Source organism: Acidobacteriota bacterium (assembly GCA_003696075.1).
Classification (GTDB): domain Bacteria; phylum Acidobacteriota; class Polarisedimenticolia; order J045; family J045; genus J045.
In genome coordinates, this window is sequence record RFHH01000164.1 from 1 (window position 1) to 16,587 (window position 16,587).

General features: G+C 70.1%; 14 protein-coding genes and 1 pseudogene. 2 read left to right on the forward strand and 13 right to left on the reverse strand.

What is annotated here, in order from left to right; all coding sequences use genetic code 11:
* The first annotated feature begins 271 nt into the window (after positions 1–271).
* Together D6718_10785 and D6718_10790 are read left to right on the forward strand one after the other, a co-directional pair.
* Positions 272–511: pseudogene (locus tag D6718_10785) on the forward strand (hypothetical protein).
* A 690-nt stretch (positions 512–1,201) separates the two neighbouring features.
* Positions 1,202–2,200 carry a hypothetical protein gene (locus D6718_10790; GenBank protein RMG43968.1) on the forward strand — a complete coding sequence of 333 codons (999 nt, stop codon included), beginning with the start codon at positions 1,202–1,204 and terminating at the stop codon, positions 2,198–2,200.
* A 276-nt stretch (positions 2,201–2,476) separates the two neighbouring features.
* Here the strand turns inward: D6718_10790 and had are convergent, their stop codons facing one another.
* From had to D6718_10855, 13 genes are read right to left on the reverse strand one after another with little or no spacing between them, the layout of a single operon-like run.
* Positions 2,477–3,556: a 6-hydroxycyclohex-1-ene-1-carbonyl-CoA dehydrogenase gene (gene had, locus D6718_10795; GenBank protein ID RMG43912.1), complete on the reverse strand. Its 1,080-nt coding sequence runs from the start codon at positions 3,554–3,556 to the stop codon at positions 2,477–2,479.
* Positions 3,553–5,445: a hypothetical protein gene (locus tag D6718_10800; protein RMG43913.1), complete on the reverse strand. Its 1,893-nt coding sequence runs from the start codon at positions 5,443–5,445 to the stop codon at positions 3,553–3,555. The genes had and D6718_10800 overlap by 4 nt, the downstream gene beginning before the upstream one ends.
* A complete protein-coding gene (locus D6718_10805) occupies positions 5,442–6,254 on the reverse strand; it encodes an ATPase (protein RMG43914.1) in 813 nt (270 codons plus the stop codon). The genes D6718_10800 and D6718_10805 overlap by 4 nt, the downstream gene beginning before the upstream one ends.
* Positions 6,251–7,453 (reverse strand): 2-hydroxyacyl-CoA dehydratase, encoded by a 1,203-nt coding sequence (locus D6718_10810; GenBank protein ID RMG43969.1) that lies wholly within the window; start codon positions 7,451–7,453, stop codon positions 6,251–6,253. Before D6718_10810 ends, D6718_10805 begins: the two co-directional genes overlap by 4 nt.
* A 22-nt stretch (positions 7,454–7,475) precedes the next feature.
* Positions 7,476–8,312, reverse strand: coding sequence for a 2-hydroxyglutaryl-CoA dehydratase (locus tag D6718_10815; GenBank protein ID RMG43915.1), 837 nt, complete (start codon positions 8,310–8,312; stop codon positions 7,476–7,478).
* Positions 8,299–10,587 carry a 2-dehydropantoate 2-reductase gene (locus D6718_10820; GenBank protein ID RMG43916.1) on the reverse strand — a complete coding sequence of 763 codons (2,289 nt, stop codon included), beginning with the start codon at positions 10,585–10,587 and terminating at the stop codon, positions 8,299–8,301. Before D6718_10820 ends, D6718_10815 begins: the two co-directional genes overlap by 14 nt.
* A gap of 24 nt (positions 10,588–10,611) precedes the next feature.
* On the reverse strand, positions 10,612–11,379 hold the full coding sequence (locus D6718_10825; GenBank protein ID RMG43917.1) for an enoyl-CoA hydratase/isomerase family protein: 768 nt from the start codon (positions 11,377–11,379) through the stop codon (positions 10,612–10,614).
* A 34-nt stretch (positions 11,380–11,413) separates the two neighbouring features.
* Positions 11,414–12,157, reverse strand: a complete 744-nt coding sequence (locus D6718_10830) for an SDR family oxidoreductase (protein RMG43918.1) — start codon at positions 12,155–12,157, stop codon at positions 11,414–11,416.
* Positions 12,158–12,172: 15 nt separating this feature from the next.
* Complete coding sequence (locus D6718_10835) at positions 12,173–13,135, reverse strand: hypothetical protein (protein RMG43919.1); 963 nt, start codon at positions 13,133–13,135, stop codon at positions 12,173–12,175.
* 21 nt (positions 13,136–13,156) lie between these two features.
* Positions 13,157–14,368: a thiolase family protein gene (locus D6718_10840; protein ID RMG43920.1), complete on the reverse strand. Its 1,212-nt coding sequence runs from the start codon at positions 14,366–14,368 to the stop codon at positions 13,157–13,159.
* Positions 14,369–14,386: 18 nt separating this feature from the next.
* The gene (locus tag D6718_10845; GenBank protein RMG43921.1) at positions 14,387–15,331 is read right to left on the reverse strand and encodes a xanthine dehydrogenase; all 945 of its coding nucleotides are present in this window, start codon (positions 15,329–15,331) and stop codon (positions 14,387–14,389) included.
* Positions 15,279–15,932: a hypothetical protein gene (locus D6718_10850; protein ID RMG43922.1), complete on the reverse strand. Its 654-nt coding sequence runs from the start codon at positions 15,930–15,932 to the stop codon at positions 15,279–15,281. The genes D6718_10845 and D6718_10850 overlap by 53 nt, the downstream gene beginning before the upstream one ends.
* Positions 15,933–15,934: 2 nt before the next feature.
* Positions 15,935–16,579 (reverse strand): TetR/AcrR family transcriptional regulator, encoded by a 645-nt coding sequence (locus D6718_10855; protein ID RMG43923.1) that lies wholly within the window; start codon positions 16,577–16,579, stop codon positions 15,935–15,937.
* Positions 16,580–16,587: the final 8 nt, after the last annotated feature.

The following is a 16,587-nucleotide window of genomic DNA, read 5'->3' on the forward strand; positions in this document are numbered from 1 at the left end:
CGCCGCCACCCAGGCCCGATCCGGGGGCACGAGCCGGGGATCCGCGTCCCGCTCCCGCACAGCCGTCCTCCCGGCGCCGGCAGGCGATTCTTCGAGGGCCCGGCGGGTTCCGGCTCCTCGAGCGCACCTTGCGACCGGCCCGGTTGTCCCCGGCGAGCGGTAGGGGTAGGTTTCCGGCGCGCGGCCGGTGCCCGCCCGGCGGAGGGTGTGGGTGCCGCTTCCCCACGTCGACCCTCTCCGCGCCGACTGCGGCCGCCGCCGGGGAGGGACGATGTCACCGAGAAGGTCTCCGGGAGGCGATGGCGCGAAGGCGCTCTGCCGGCTGCTGCTCGCGTTCTGTTTGCAGGCGGCCGTCCTCGCCGCCGACTTTCCCGCCTGCGAGGACCTCGACGGAGACGGTTTTCTCCGGCCCGCCCGGTGCGGAGCGGTCGCCGACTGCAACGACGACGATCCGAACTCTCATCCCGGCGCCCCGGAGGTCTGCGACGGCGCCGACAACGACTGCAACGGGCTGATCGACGACGCGCCCGATTGCGACACGACCTGCGACAATCCCGAGGTCGTCCAGCCGTTCCGGCTCGCGAGCCCCGGCATCAGCGTGATCGGACCGGCCGCGACCCAGGTCGTTTGGGCCGGCGACTCGTGGATCGTTCTTTTCCTCACCCAGCCCGAGGGGCACTGCTCGAGTCTCTACGGTGTGCGCCTCGACCGCACGGGGAACGTGCTCGGATCTCCCGTCCGTCTCGCGGGCTTTCCCGAAACCGGTGTCAACAGCGGGTCGCTCTCGGCCGTCTGGACCGGCCGTCAGCTGGGCGTGTCGTGGAACGAGCAGGCGCTGGATCTCGGCGACTGTCAGAGCTACGCGGGCGAGACGTGGGTCAAGTTCCGCCGGTTCCATCGCGACCTTTCGGCTGCCGGCTCCGAGCGCCGGTATCCGCAGGCGGGCTGCCCGGAGTCCGCCTCGAAGTTCGACCACGGGTACCCGTTCGTCTCCTGGAACGGCCAGGTTTTCGGATGTCTGCGCACGAGCTGGTCCGACGAGACCCGGGAGGTGAAGCTCGACCTGGTCGACCGGAGCGACAGGAACGGGCTTGCGTGTGGGTCCCTCGTCAGTCACCTGCCCTCGTCAGGGGCGGGTCTCGACTCCGACGGCGATCTGTTCGGTGTCCTGTTTCGCACGGACGCGATCTACTTCCGCCGGATGGCGGAGGACGGCACTGCCCTGGACGGCACGCCGCTGCTCGTCACCGATGTCGCCTCCTACAAGACCGGGCCGTCGGTCACCTGGGCCTCGGGCGAGTGGGCGCCCGTCTGGGCGGACGCCCGCGATTCCCAGATCGGTTACACGGAGGTCTACATGTGTCGCCTCACCAGCGGCGGCGAGAAGATCGATCCGCCCGGGGACATCCGCGTGACCTGCTGCAACGACGCGTACCATGGAATCTATCGCGTGCCCGCTCGGCCGGCGTGGACCGGCGCCGAGTACGGCCTCGTCTACAGCGAGGCGCTGAGCGGAACGATCGACGGGGACCTGTTCTTCCAGAGGATCGACGCGTCGGGCGACGATGTCGGACCGCCGTTGCCGGTGACGACCGGCGGGCGGCGGTCATCCAGCGACCCGGCGATCGCCTGGAACGGGCGCGAATTCGGCGTCGCGTGGCGTGACAAGCAGGCAGCCGATCCCGCTGCGCCGTACCGGATCTACTTCACCAGGATCGGCTGCAACTGCACCGACACGGACGCCGATCACTACAGCACCTGCGCGGGCAACGACTGCGACGACTCCGATCCCCTGGTCAATCCAGGAGCGCTCGAGGATTGCGTCAACGGCACCGACGACAATTGCGATGCGGCGATCGATTGCCAGGATCAGACGGCTTGCCCGCCCGGACCGGGGACGACCCCGGGCGAGGTCGCGGGCGTCGCGTTCGAGGGGCAGACGATTCTCTCGTGGGCTGCCCAGCCCTCGGCCGATGTCTACGACGTCCTGCACGGAACGACGAGCGAGCTCCGTGCGGATGGAGACTTCGGCCGCGCGAGCTGCCTCGCCTGGCGCGTGGCCGCCACGAGTCTCGAGGTGCCGGAGATCCCGCCGGCCGGCGACGGTACGTACTACCTCGTCCGCGCCAAGACCGATCCCTGCCTCCTCGGCACCTGGGGCGATCCGCTGCGGGACGAGGCGAGGCTGACCTGCCCGTGAATCGCGCAGGGTCCGGGCCCGAGGCGCCCGGCCACGGGAAGGGGCGGCGAGCGGCGGGGTGCGAAAGGACGCATCGCGCGGGGCCGGCGACGCGAGCTGCACCTCCCGGGTCCGACCGAACCGACAGCGACGCCTGCGGAGGCTCGGGGCCAGGGGCCGGGCCGGGCGCCGCGGAACCCGGCCACGGGAAGGGGGGAACGGACGGCGGGATGCGAAGGCACGCACGGCGCGAACCGGACTCCCGTCCGGGGCGCCGTGCGTGCGAGCGGCCGCAGCCTACGCCGGGACGAGGACGGCGCGGCGCGACAGGCGCCCGTGGTGGGCGGCCTCGAGCACGGCGTTCGCCTCGGCGAGCGGGTGCCGCTCGACGAACGGTTCGATCTTGATCCGGCCGTCCGCGACCCATTCGAGGATTTCGGGATAGAGCAGCGGATCACAGCCCCAGTTGCCGAACGCGGTCGCGTCGAACGCCATCAGATTGCTCAGCCGGACGCTCGGCTTGTCCATCGTGAAACCGACGACGGCGAGCGTGGCGCCGAATCCGAGCAGCGCGAACGCGGTTTCCTGGCCCGCTGCCGTTCCGGAGGTCTCGAAGATCTTCCACATGTGCGCGGGCGCGCCCGCCTGCGCGGCGTGCGCTGCGACCTGTTTCCGGATTTCCTTCGGGCTCATTCCCGAGACGTCGAGGACGGAGTCCGCGCCGGCCGTCATCGCCTGCTCGAGCTTCGCGGCATCGACGTCGAGCGCGATCACGTGCGCCCCGCTCGCGGCCGCCGCCTGGACACCGTGGACGCCGATTCCCCCGACGCCGATGAAGATCGCGAGGTCGCCCCGCTTCACCCCGGCCCGGCGCACCGCCTGGAACGGGGTGCTGACCGCATCCGACACGACGGCGAGCTGCCACAGTTCGTGGCGCGCCAGCGCCGCCTCCGGGACGGGGCAGAGAAAGCGCGCCGGCACGCAGACATGCGACGCGAAGCCGCCGTCCCTGTCGTTGCCCGGCATCACCTGCTTGCGGCAGATGCGCCGCTGATCCCGGGTGCAGAGGTCGCATCGCCCGCACGGCAGCACCGCCGGCACGATGACCGGCCGGCCGACGAGACCGGCCGAGACCCCTTCCCCCACCTGCAGGACCGTTCCGCTGATCTCGTGCCCGAGCACGAGCGGCGGGTCCTTCCGGGTCCGCACTCCCATATAGAGGAACGACACGTCGGTGTGGCACACGCCGCACCCGGCGACCTCGACCAGCGCCTCGCCCGCGCCGGGCTCCGGCAGGGGCCGTTCCTGGCGCTCCAGCGGCGCCTGCGGCGCCGTCATCACCCAGGCTTCGCAGCGACCGTCCTTTCCCGTACTCATCCGACGCTCCCCTCCCCGACACCCGGGGCGCCCTCGGCGAAGACGACACGCCCGCAGGTGTGGCACTGGTCCAGGGTCTTGTCCTTGCCCAGGAAACACTTTCTCGAGTCGGGCACCAGGCGGAATACCTTCCGCAGGAACCGGCAATCGCAATCGCTGGACGGGTCGTAGATCGCGTCGATCACCGGTTCGTTGCGGTCCAGGACGTTCTTCACGCGGACCTTCAGCGACGGCGTCAACTCCTCGTCGTCGACGGTGAGTTCCCGGCTGACGACGGCGAACGCGCGGATGCGCTCGTACTTCACCGGGTGCTCCGCGTTGAACGCCTCGATCGTCTTCCGCAGAGACTCCCTCACCTCCCGCTCGGCCCGCTCGATGTCGTCGCCGAACCGCTCCCGGATGAGGTAATAGTTGGGAAAAATCAATGCCGCGAGGAAGTCCTGCCCGCTCCCGACGACAATGACATGACGGATATAGGGGTTCATGCCGGCCAGCTTGTTCTCGAGCAAGGTCGGCACGACCTTCTCGGCGTTGAGCAGCTTGAAAACCCTGTCCTTGCGCGAGACGAGCTTCAGGGCCTTCCCGTAGAACTCTCCCAGGTCGCCGGTGTGGAACCACCCGTCACCGGGCAGGGCTTTCCGCGTCGCCTCTTCGTCGCGGAAGTAGCCCCGCATGACGTTCGGCCCGCGGACGAGGATCTCGCCGTCCTCCGCGATCCGGATTGCGACGCCGGGAATCGGATACCCCACCACACCCGGGATGCTGCGACTCTCCGCCATGTCGGTGATCGTACAGCAGGGGGACGTTTCGGTGAGTCCCCACCCTTCCAGGACCGGAATCTTCCGATCGGCGAAGAAACGGGAGATCGACTCCGGCAGCGGCGCCGCCGCGGTGAACACGAACCGCAGTTCCTCGTGGAACACCTCCCGCTCCTGCTCCGGGTGGGTGACCACGTGGTCATAGAGCTGCTGGTACACCTTCGGAACGCTGAAGTAGACGGTGGGCTTGACCTCTTTCCAGTTTTCGAGCAGCCGGTCGAAATCCTTTCCAAGGCTGTCGTCGAGCGTGAGAAGGGCTCCGTTGTACAGGGCGGTCGTCTTCTCGAAGATCCCGCCGAAGCTGTGGTGCCAGGGAAGGTAGCTCAGGAAGCGGTCGTTCTCCGACACGTCCCACAGCATCGACAGCGCGCGCTGCTGCGACAGCATGTTGTCGTGCGTGAGCAGCACGCCCTTCTGCCTTCCGGTCGTCCCCGACGTGTACATCATCAGGCACGGCTCGAACGGGTCGACCGCGGCGGCACGCTCGAGAAAGCGCCGCACCTCCGCATCCCCCGGGTCGGAGAACGCCGCGCGAGCCAGCGCCTCCGCGAATGGGACGGCCCCGCCCGAGGCGCGACCGCTGTAGTCCACGACCACCTCCGGCCTGCGATCGAGCGGTACCTTCTCCAGCTCTTCGGGCCCGCCGGCGAACAGCACGCGGGGGGCGGCATGCTCGAGCAAGCGGCCGATCTCTTCCGTCCCGTAACCGGCGAAGATGGGCACGTACACGGCACCGAGACCCATCACCGCCAGCTCGGTGACGATCATCTCGGCGCGGTTCCGCGAAATGACCGCCGCCCGCTCGCCGGCCCGCAGTCCCGCGTCCTCCATGAAGCGGGCGAGCCGCGCCGCGTCGAGCGCGAGCCGGGCCCACGTCAGCTCGCTCCACCCCTCCCCGGAGCGGTGGCGCACGGCCGCCTTTTCCCCGAATCGGGCGGCGTTCCGGGCCAGCATCGAACCGATCGGCTCCGGGGCGCCCGCCGGCTCGAGCGACGAACGGACCGTGTCGTTCTCGCGAACCGCCGCCCGCGCGGGGCTGTGCCGGGCCACCGGTCCTCCGTCGGCACTCACTCTTCGTCCTCCCTTCCGGCCCTGGCCGGCGCGCCGGCCTGCGCGGCGGCCCGCGCCGCCAGCGCCGCGCCGAAAGCTCCCATCTCCTGAGGGTGCGGCGGAACGGTGACGCGCACCCCGAGACTCTCCTCCATCAGCTCGACGACCATCGGGTGATGCGCCACCACTCCTCCGGTCGCGACCACCTCTCCCCGGAAGACATCCATCGCCAGCACGCGCTTGACGAGCGAGCGGTAGGCCGCACGAACCAGATCGGCCGGCGGCGTCCCCCGGCGGATGGCGGCCAGCAGCTCGGTGGCGGCGAACACCGTGCAAAAGCTCCCCAGCTCCAGATCCTCCCGGTACTCCCGGGCGATCCCGTCGAGCTCTCCGACGTCGACCTCCAGGCGGAGGGCGATCTCGTCGAGAAAGCTGCCGGTGCCGGCGGCGCACTTGCGGTTCATTTTGTGCGAGACGCGGCGTCCCTTCTCGTCCAGCCGAATGACCTTGGTGTCCTGTCCGCCGATGTCGACGATCGTCAGCGGACCCTGAACGTAGTGCGCCACGCCGCGGGCGTGGCAATCCAGCTCCGTGCGGCGCCCGTCGGCGAAGTCGACGTTGTCCCGGCCGAAGCCCGTCGCCCAGACGGAGGAAAGGTCCCCGTCCGAAAGACCCGAGGCCGCGAGCGCCTCGTCGAGCGCGCGGCGTGCCGCGGAGCGGATGTCCGCGCCCGTGCGGACGGCCGCCCGGCCGAGAAGGTTTCCGGACGCGTCGATCACGGCGGCCTTCGTGAACCAAGAGCCGCAATCGACACCGCCGAACCGGCTCATGCGGCGCCCCCCGGGCGGCCCGCCGCCGCCTCCTCGAGTTGCTCGACGAACCCCTCGAGGCTCGTTCTCGTCTGCTCTTCGGAGAAGCAGCGCAGATCGTTCAGATCGCCGTCGACCACGATCGTGGGGATGCCCGTCCGCTCCTGGAACCGCCGCGGCATGCCGAATCGGGTGTTCGAGTTGTGCGGGCAGGTTCGCGCGTCGTGGAACAGCACCCCGTCGACGCTGAACCGCCGGCACATCTCCTCCAGATACCGCTCCTTGACGGCCTCCGCGCGCGCGATGAAAAGCTCCAGCGAAGCGCGCGCCATGGAGCGCAGCGGGTCGCCGGGGTCGAGCGCGTCGAACACCCAGCTCGAGCAGTAGGTCGAGGCGACCACCGCCGTCCGCAGGGAAGCGAACAATTCGGAAAGGCTCCGCAGCTTGCCCCAGATCGGCATGCCCTCCCAGTAGAGGCGGTAGCGCTCGCCTTCCACCGCCGCGACCCCCTCGTCCACCCTCTCGCGGAGCTCGGCCAGCAACGCCTGGTAGTAGCGGTTCGCCTCGGGCGCGCCCCGAAGAACCACGGCCGGCCCCATGTGGATCGTCCCGTCGAAGAATGTCAGCGGAGCGGGGCGTGCCGCGGCCGTGTCGAGGCAGGCCTTCCAGAGATCGCTGCACTCCCTCGCCAATCGAACGGTCTCTTCGAGGGCGGCGGCGTCGAGGCGGCGACCGGCCACCGACTCGAGGGTGGGGACCAGGGCCTCGAGCTGGCGGGTCACCGCATCGACGTGCGAGTCGTCGATCGTCTCCAGGGCCCGAAACGAGTCGACGCCGATCACCGGAACGCCCCACTCGCGGCCGTAGAACTCGAACCAGTCCCTCACCTCGCGGCATTGGTTCGTGTTGTAGACGAGAACGTCGGCGCGCGGAATCCCGTTGAGGCCGTGGGCGGCGAGCGGGGTCTCCCCGCAGAGGTACGCCCCGATGTCGCTGGTCAGATACGAGCAGATGTCGGGAGAGTAGCCGAGGGCGTGCGCGTGGGGCATCGTCCGGTTGGCCCGGCGCGACGCGCCCAGCATCGCTCCGTGATTCTCGGGGAAATAGACGGCGAAGCCGAGCGCCCGCAGCAACTCGGCCGGCCCGACGCTGGTGCACCACGCGACGGGCGCCGAGCGCTTCTCGGCGGCCTCGCCGAGGGCGCGAAAGTAGTCCCCCATCACCCGGCGCAGCAGGTCCGTGCTACGAAGAGGCTTGCGCGGCACCGTCGCCTCCTTTCCTCTCTCCCTCTCCCGCCTCCAGGGCAAGGAGAGCCGCACCGACCGCCCCGGCCACGATGGGCTCGGGAATCACCTCCACCTCCGAGCCCAGCAGGCGCGAGAGCTCCCGCACCACACCTGGGAAGTACTCCGGAACACCTCCGGTCGCCACCAGCGGCGGTTCGAGGGCGCCGATCTCGATGATGCGCTCGGCGATCGAGTGAATGCATCCGAGGGCGATCTCCTCCCGTCGGGCTCCGTTCCGCAGCCGCTCGAGGACCTCCGTACCGGCGAACACGGAACAGTAGCTGCTGATCACCGCCGGGGACTCCGCCGTGGCCGCCAGCTCCTGGAGCCTCGAGGGATGGACGTCGAGATGGCGGGCGGTGAACGCGAGGAACGTCCCGATTCCCATGGCGCAGCGCCGCGTGGTGCGCGCGTCCACCCGCCGGCCGCGCGCATCCACCGTGATCGCTTTCGGATCCCGGCCCCCGATGTCGATCACCGTCATCGGCGAACGGCGGTGGGCGAAGGCTCCCCTCGCGTGCGCCGCGGTTTCTGCGACGGTCACCACCGCGTTCGGCACGCACTCCGCCCCGAACCCTGTCGCCGCCACCACCGCGAGATCGCCGAGGTCGAGCTGCGCGTCCTCGAGCGCCGCGGCAAGCGCCGCCTGAGCGGCGGTCTCGAAGTAGCCGGTGGTCGGGACGACGGCGCGACCCCGGATCCGTCCCGAGGGCTCGACGACGACCGCCTTCACGCATTCGGTCCCGGCGTCGATCCCCGCACCCAACCGATGGCTCCGATCAGGCATCGGCACCCCCCCGGCCGGCCCGCGCGCCCTCGCGGCGCGCCGGGCCGTCGATGAAATCCTCGAGCTGCCGGCGGATGCCGTCGATCGAGAAGAGCCTCAGGTCGTGACTGTCCGCCTCCAGGAACAGCGACGGGAGGCCCGTCCTCCGGGCGACGCGGGCCCCCAGTCCGTAACGGACGTTGCTGTACTCGGGCGTGGTCCGCCCGTCGTGGTAGACCACGGCATCGACGCCGAACCGCTCGAATTCGGTCATCAGGAAATCGGCCTTGTAGTCGTCCGACCTGTTGGTGAAAACACTCGTGTAGGTCCGCGCGAGCGATTCGATCGGGTTGTCCGGATCCATACCGGTGAGGGCGAACTTGCCCGAGAACGTCGACGCGACGACGACCGCCTTGTGATCGAGAAACAGCTTGGCGAGCACGCGGAGGGCGCCCCACACCGGCGGGCCTTCCCAGTACAGCCGGTGCCGCTCTCCCGGGACCGCCTCGATGCGCTGGGCGACGCGGTCCTCCAGTTCCGCCTTGAGGATCTCGTAGTACTCCACGGCTTCGGGCGTCCCGCGCATCATCACGATCGGCGCCATGTGGACCAAGAGATCGAACAGCGTCAGGGGCGAGGGAACGTGTGCGCCGAGCTCGATGATCTCCTCCCACAGCGCGGCGGCGCGCGCGCTGTGCGCGGTGACCTCCGCCAGCCGGTCCATGTCCAGCTTCTCTCCCGTCAGCCTCTCCAGCCTCTCGATCAGGCGCAGGTGCTGCTGGACGGCGGCATCCACATCGAGCGGTTCGACGGTCCCGAGCAGCGCCGGGGGGTGGAGGCCGAGCACCGGGATGCCGTAGTGCTCGCCGTAGAATCCGAACCAGGGGATCAGGCTGAGTCCGTCGGCGGTGTTGTAGACCGCCACCTGCGGCCGCGGCGGCCCATCGATCCCGTACGCGGTCACCAGGGGGCTGTCCCCGGCGAGAAGGGCCCCGATGTCGCAGGCCATGCCCGAGTTGACGAACTGGGTGAACCCCTCGGCGAGCGCGCGCGGGATGTAGCGACTCGCCTGGCGGCTCGCCCCGATCAGGGCCGCGTGGTTTTCCGGGAAGTAGGGGACGTATCCGAAGGCGCGAACGATCTCCACCGGTCCCAGCGTGGAGCAGCAGGCTACGCGGCGCTTGGGGTCGCGGTCGGCCTCGGCCAGGTCCCGGTAGTAGGCCCGGACCATCTCCTTGAGCCGGGGCGCCGTCCGCAGGGGCACCCGCCCCTCCGGCATCCCCCCTCCGGCCCCGGCGCGCAGCGGCCGGGCCGGGCCGGGCCGCGCCGCGCGGGCCGCCGCTTGCTCGACCCTCTGCGCCATCTCCCGTTTCTTCAGGATCTTCTGGCGTTCCCGCGAGTGGATGAAGCGCGTCAGCGCCCAGCAGTGAGGCGCGTCGAGCCCCAGCCGCCGTGCCTCCTTGACGATGGCGCCGTTGATCGCGTCGATCTCGGTGAGCTGCCCGCGGGCGAGATCCTGCCACATCGACGGGCGGTTCTTTCCCAGCGCCTTCAGCGAGCCGATCACCGGGCGGAACGGATCCTCCTCGTCCACGATCGGCACCCCGCGCGCGCGCATGACCGCCACGATCTCGTCGCAAAGCGCCCGCATGAACGCCATCAGGTCCTCGTCGGCCAGCATCTCGCGGCAGGTGAGGCCCGTGACCGCCGACGTGGGGTTCACCACCGCGTTGTGCAGGAGCTTCTGCCAGATCACGTGGTCGATGTCGGGGACGACATTCGTCTCGAGGCCCGCGCGGCGGAACACCTCGCCGACCGCCTCGACCTCGGGCCGAATCCGGCGGTCGTAGGGGGCGATCTGGATCGGCTTGATGCCGGCGCGGTAGCGAAGGCGGTTCGGGCCGACATGCTGAATGCTGTGGTACGTGATCCCGCAGAGAACCCGCTCCGGTCCCACGATCCCGGCCATCGTCTCCGTGTTGCCGATACCGTTCTGCATCGACAGGAAGAGGGTCGAGGGCTTGGCTGCGGGGAGCGCGGCGCGGGTCGCGTTCTCGGTCTGATGGCTCTTGACCGAGATGAACACGAGATCGACCGGTTCGATGCCGTCGAGCGAAGAAACGACCTGGAGGTGCACCCGCCGTTCCGGCTGCCCCTCCTGCGAGATCAGCAACCCTTCCTCGGAGAGCAGCCGGACGCGGGCCTGGTTGATCTCCAGCAGCACCACATCCTCGCCTGCCTCGGCGAGGTGCGCGCCCACCAGTCCGCCCAGCGCTCCCGCTCCGACGATCAGGATCCGCATCCGCTCACCGTCCTCCCGGGATCGTCAGCGGTTTCGCCATTGCGGCGCCCGTTTCTCGAAGAACGAAGCGATCCCCTCCCGCACGTCCTCCGTGGCCATCAACTCGTCGAGGAATCGGCGCTCGGCCTCGTGGCGCGCCTCGGTCGCCGCCCGCATCTGCGCGCGGATCCGCCGGACGTTCATGCGCATCACCAGAGGACTCGCGCGGCGGAGATCGGCCAAGACCTCCTCGAGGGCCGCATCCAACCCGTCGCGCGGGACGACCCGGGACACGAGTCCCATCCGGTGCATCTCTTCAGCGGTGTAGGTCCTTCCGGTCGCGGTGATCTCGACCGCGCGCGCGGGCCCCACGAGGTACGGCAGGCGCGCGACCGCCAGGGGGGCGAAAAAGCCGAGTCGGATCTCCGGCTGGCCGAACTTCGCCGAGTCGGCCGCGACCACGATGTCCGCCGACATCGCGAGCTCGAACCCCGCGCCGAGGGCCGCCCCGCCGACCGCCGCCACCAGCGGGACTTCCAGCGCGTCGATGGTGTCGAACAGCGCGCTGAACGCGGCGATCATGTCGCGCGCTTGTTCCGGGCGGTGCTCGCCCACGTCGGCGCCGGCGCTGAAGGCCCGCCCCTCCGCGGCCAGCGCCACGGCCTTGACCTCCCGATCCTCGCCCGCCCGCCGGAGCGCCGCGTCCAGCTCGCGCATCAGCGCGGCCGTGAGGATGTTGAGGGGCGGGGCGGCGAGCGTGAGCCTTGCGATACCCTCGTCGACCGTCAGCCGAACTTCCTGCCGCGTCTCCATCGTCCCCTCCGGGCTACCCGCCGGCGGCCGCCGGTCAGGTGATCTGTCCCCCGTCCACTTTCAGCACGTCGCCGGTGATGTGCCGGGCACGGTCCGAGCAGAGGAAAACCACCGCCCAGGCGACGTCCTCCGGCGCCCCCAGACGCCCGAGCGCCGCCTCCCGGCGCGCCTCCTCGAGGAACTCCGGAGGCACGCTGCGGGCCATCGCCGTCTCGATCATTCCCGGCGCGACGGCGTTCACCGTCACACCGTAACGGCCCAGCTCGCGCGCCATCGTCCGGGTGAGACCCACCACGCCCGCCTTGGACGCCGAGTAGTTCGCCTGGCCGAACTTGCCGCGAAGGCCGTTGATCGAAGAGATGTTGACGATCCGGCCGCTCCCTTGCTCCTTGAAGAGCCGTCCCGCCGCCCGGTTGTAGTTGAACACTCCTTTGAGGTTCACGGCGAGCACGGCGTCCCAGCTTTCCTCCGGCATTTTCCACGAGACATGGTCGCGCGTGATGCCGGCGCAGCACACGAGGATGTCGAGGCGCCCGAAGGCGCGCTTCGCCTCGCCGACCGCGCGCTCGGCGCCCTGGAAGTCCGTCACGTCCGCGTCGAGCGCGACGGTGGCCTCCCCGCCGGGATCGAGTTCGCGGCAGGCGGCGGCCGCGCGTCCCTCGGCGTCGAGAACGGCGACGCGGCACCCCTCGTCGAGGAGAGCTCGCACGATCGCCCGGCCGATCCCGCCCGCGCCTCCCGTGACGAGCGCCGCCTTTCCTTCGAGTCCGAGATCCATGCCGGCCTCCGCCGGTCACTCCCGCGACAGCTCGGCCCCGCACTGGCCGCAGTAGCGGAACTCCGCGGGGATCCCCTTCGCGCCGCACTTTCCGCACTCGTGCCGGTACGGACCCCACAAGAACTCGCTGCTCCCCCCCTCGGCCGCACGCCGGCGCACCCCCCGGTAGTCCGCGCGCCGCTTCTCCACGAATGCGCGCATGCCTTCGTACGGCTCGAGGCACGCGAAGTGGAGGCTGAGCCAGTCCTGGGCGTGAGCGATCGTCTGGTGCCAGGCCATCTCCTTCCAGAAGTTGATCTGGGCCTTCGTGTAGCGCGTGCACTCGGGGAATTTGTCCAGGCACTTCTCGACGATCTCGTCGACCGCTTCGTCCAGCTTCTCCCGCGGGACCACCCGGTTGACCAGACCCCACTCGAGGGCTTGCTTGGCCGGAATCCGCGGGTTCAGGAACAGCATCTCGCGCGCCCGCCGGTCGCCGACATGGATCGACAGCCATTGCGTCGCGCCGCCACAGGCGACACTACCCACGCTCGTCCCCACCTGGGCGATGTAGGTGTCGTCGGCCATCACCGCCAGGTCGCAAGCGAGCTGGGACTCGTTGCCGCCGCCCACCGCCATGCCGTTCAGCCGGGCGATCGTCACCTTGCCGCTTTTCACGATGCTCTCGATGTAGCGGCTGAACAGGCTCATGTACTTCCAGTAATCCCGCGGGCGCTGCGTGTAGACGGCGGCGTACTCCTTGACGTCGCCTCCGGTGCAGAAGGCCTTGTCTCCCGCTCCGGTGAACACGATCACCCCGACCTTGTCGTCGTGCGAGGCGTCGGTGAAGGCGGCCGTCAGCTCGCGAAGGGTGTTCGTCGTGTAGGCGTTGTACGCGTGCGGCCGGTTGATGGTGATCCTCGCCACCATGTCCCGCTTTTCGTAGAGGATATCCTTGAAGTCGAACTCTTCCGCCGGCTTCGAAGCAAAGTACTCCATCGGTCGCCCTCCTCCGATTTCTCAGTGCACGGTCACTCGGATCACCAGCGCCGCCGCGCTGTCGCCCGCGGCGCACCCCGTGAACAGGCCGTAACCCCCGCCCGCGCCCGCGAGGTCCTCGATCAGCTCCATCAGGGCGCGCAGACCCGTCGGGCCCTGGGGGTGGCCCCAGATGAGCGAACATCCGTAGCGGTTCATCTTCTCCGGGTCGATCCCCAGCTCGCGCGCCAGGTAGACGTCGTTGACGGCGAACGGCACGTGGGTCGTCACGGCGGTGAGGTCCGCGACGTCGATGCCCGCCGCCTCGAGGGCCTTCCGCGAGGCGGGAACGTTGGCCATCGGCATCAGCCCCTTGCCGACGCGGGCCTGCGCGAACGCGAGCACGCGGATCTCGATGGCGGGATCGCGGCTCAGCTCCTTGGCAGCCTCCTTGCCGCAAATCAGCATCCCGGCGTTGCCGTCGGCGGGGTAGGTCTGGGTGCCGAAGGTGACCGTTCCTCCGGGAAGAACCGGCTTCAGTTTCTGGAGCCCTTCTCGCGTGGTGGGATAGACCCCTTCGTCTCCCTCCACGGTCGCCACGACCTTCCGCCCGCGGGGATCCCTGACCTCGACGGGAAGGAGCATGTACCGGCGCTGGAAAGCGGCGCCGTCGGCGAGCGCCCGCTGATATTGCCGGTGGCGCAGCAGCGTGAGCTCCTCCTGTTCCTCGCGGCTGATGCCGGCCTCCTTCGCCACGTTCTCCGCGGTCTGGATCATCGAGTTCTTGGCGAAGGGGTCGTGACCGAAGCTGTCCAGGACCCAGTCCTCGTGCTCACCCGTTCCGCCCGGACCGGCGGGGTTCGGGTAGTAGACGTGCGGGCCGTTGCTCGTGCGGTCGGCGGCCACCGCGAGAAAAACCTTCGACTGGCCGGTAGCGACCTCCTGGGCGCCCAGGGCGACGCAACGGGCGGACGTCGCGCAGGCCTGGTTGATCGTCGGTCCGGTGAGCGTCTCGAGACCGGCCAGGCCGGCGAGCCACGGTGCGCCGTAGAACGAATGGTGCGACGGGATCGTCAGCCCCAGACAGAGGCCGTCGATCCGCTTGCGGTCGATCTCTCGCTCCTCGAGCGCCCTGCGGGTCATCTCCGCGGCGAACGGAATCGGCGGCAGCGTGGCGAAGCTGCCCTGCCATTTGCAGAACGGCGTCGACCAGTAGCCGCCGTAGGGGATGTAGACATTGTCGAATGCGGCCACTTTCACCCTCCTCCTCGATCACGTGCCCCGTTCCGCCTCCGCGGGGCGCAGCGCCGCGGGTCGGAACTGCTCGCTCATCTTTTCGATTTTCCGCCGCCCGTAGCGAACCGCCTGGATCTCCGCCGCGATCGCCAGGGCGATCTCCCCGGGCGTTCGCCCGCCGAGATCGAGCCCGATCGGCGCGTGGACGCGAGCCAGGCGGCGCCGGGCCTCCTCGCTCGTCGCGACCGCCCGGAAGAGCCGCGCGACCTTGGCCCGGCTCCCGATCATGCCCAGGTAGGCCCAGGGTCGCGGCAAGCAGGCGCGCAGGACCGCCTCGTCCTCGGTGTGCCCGTGTGTGACGATGACCGCGTAGGTCCGCTCGTCGAAGGGCAGTTCCGCGATCACTTCCTGGAACGGCCCCTCCCGCAGCTCCACCTCCGCGGGAAACCGGTCCCGCACCGCGAAGCCGGGCCGCGGATCGACCACCGTCACGCGGAAGCCCGCACCCGCGGCGATGGGGGCCAGCGCGCGGCCGATGTGACCGGCGCCGAAGATGAACAGCTTCGGGCGCGGGAGCGCCGGCTGGATGAAGAAGTCGGTCTTCCCGGTGCAGGCCTTGTCGAGGTTCTGTTCCGGGCCGCCGGAGAAATCGTAGTGGAGGAGCCGGGCCCTTCCGTCCCGCAGCGCCTCGAGGGCCTGTTCGATGACGAGCAGCTCCAGGCTCCCCCCGCCCACGGTGCCAACGATGCTGCCGTCGGCCCGGACGGCCATGGCGCCGCCCATGCCTCGCGGCGCCGAACCTTCCGCGTCGACCACCGTGACGAGAGCGACCGGGCGGCCGGCGTCGGCGAGGCGCACGAACTCGCGGTAGGCGTCCAGTTCGACCTGCTCGCGACCGTCGGAGATCCGGCGGAGCGGATCGTGCGGATCAACTCGCCCGCGCATCCGCCACCTCCCGGCCCTCCAGTGCCCGGCGGACATCCCCGGGACGGTTGAGGTTGTCCAGGACGGCCCGATCGAGGACCTCGAGCCGCACCGGTGTTCGGCCCCCCGACCGCATCAGCTCGCGCAGGTGTCCCCGGTCGGGGGCCGACGCGAGCCTCTCGAGCGTCGGGCGGCCCAGGACGACCGGGTGCCCGCCGCGCCCGCGGTAGACCGGCACCACGTCGGCACCGGGCCGCCGCCGCGCCGCACCGGCGAGGGCGGCGACCGTCTCCGTCGCCACCGCCGGGCAGTCCACCGGCCAGAGCACCAGCGCGAGCGGACGGGTAGCGTGGCCGGCCCGGGTCAGCGCCCACCGAGCCGCGAGCCGCACGGAAGTGAAGCGGCCCCGGTCCGCGTGAGGGTTGACGAGGGGGAACCCGCCGGCGCGGAGAGCTTCGATGCGCACGGCCTCGGCGCCAGGAGCGACCACGACCGCCGGGCGGAGGATCCCCGCCGCGCGGAGCGTGTGCAGGATGGTCCCGAGGAAAGTTCCGCCGTTCCAGGCGACCAGCGGCTTCGGGACGCCCATGCGTGCCGAGTGGCCGGCGGCGGTGATCGCCGCAAGGACGAGGAGATCGCCGCCCGTGCGGGTTCGCACCGTCAGCTCCTCCCCCGCGCCACCGCGCGCACGCCGTGGAGCACGAGATCGACGACCTCGTCGGCAAGAGCGTCGACCGGGCCGTCCCGTTCGGGGTCGAACCACATGAAAATCCAGTTCAGGCTGCCGAAGACGAACAGCGTGGCGTGCCGGACGGCCCGGTCCGTTTCCGGGTTCCCGCCGTCACGCCCCATCAGCTCCGCGATCACGCCGGCCGCCAGGCGGTAGTACCGGCGCCGAACCGCCTCGATCTCGCGGTACGCCTCCTCGCTCAGCGACTCGAGCTCGAAGGTGCAGACCTTCAGTTCGTTGAAATGCTCGACGAAGAAGCCGAGATGGCCCCTGACGAACCGGCGGAGCCGTTCCTCCGCTGTTCCGCCGCGGGCGAGTGCCTCCTGCTGCTGCTCCAGGAGCGAGGTGAACGTCCTCAACTGGATCTGGAACAGCAGATCCTCTTTGCTCTTGAAGTAGTAGTACATGCCGGCCAGGCTGTAGCCGGTGGCCCGCGCCACGTCGCGGATCGTCGTCTGGCTGAAGCCCTGCCGCGCCATCAGCTCGGCCGCGGCGGCGAGGAGGCGGTCGAGCTTCTGCTCCGTCCGCGACGGCTCCGCCTCGCCCTGTGGCGTCGGGCCCGCATCCTGGCTCATGCCGCCCC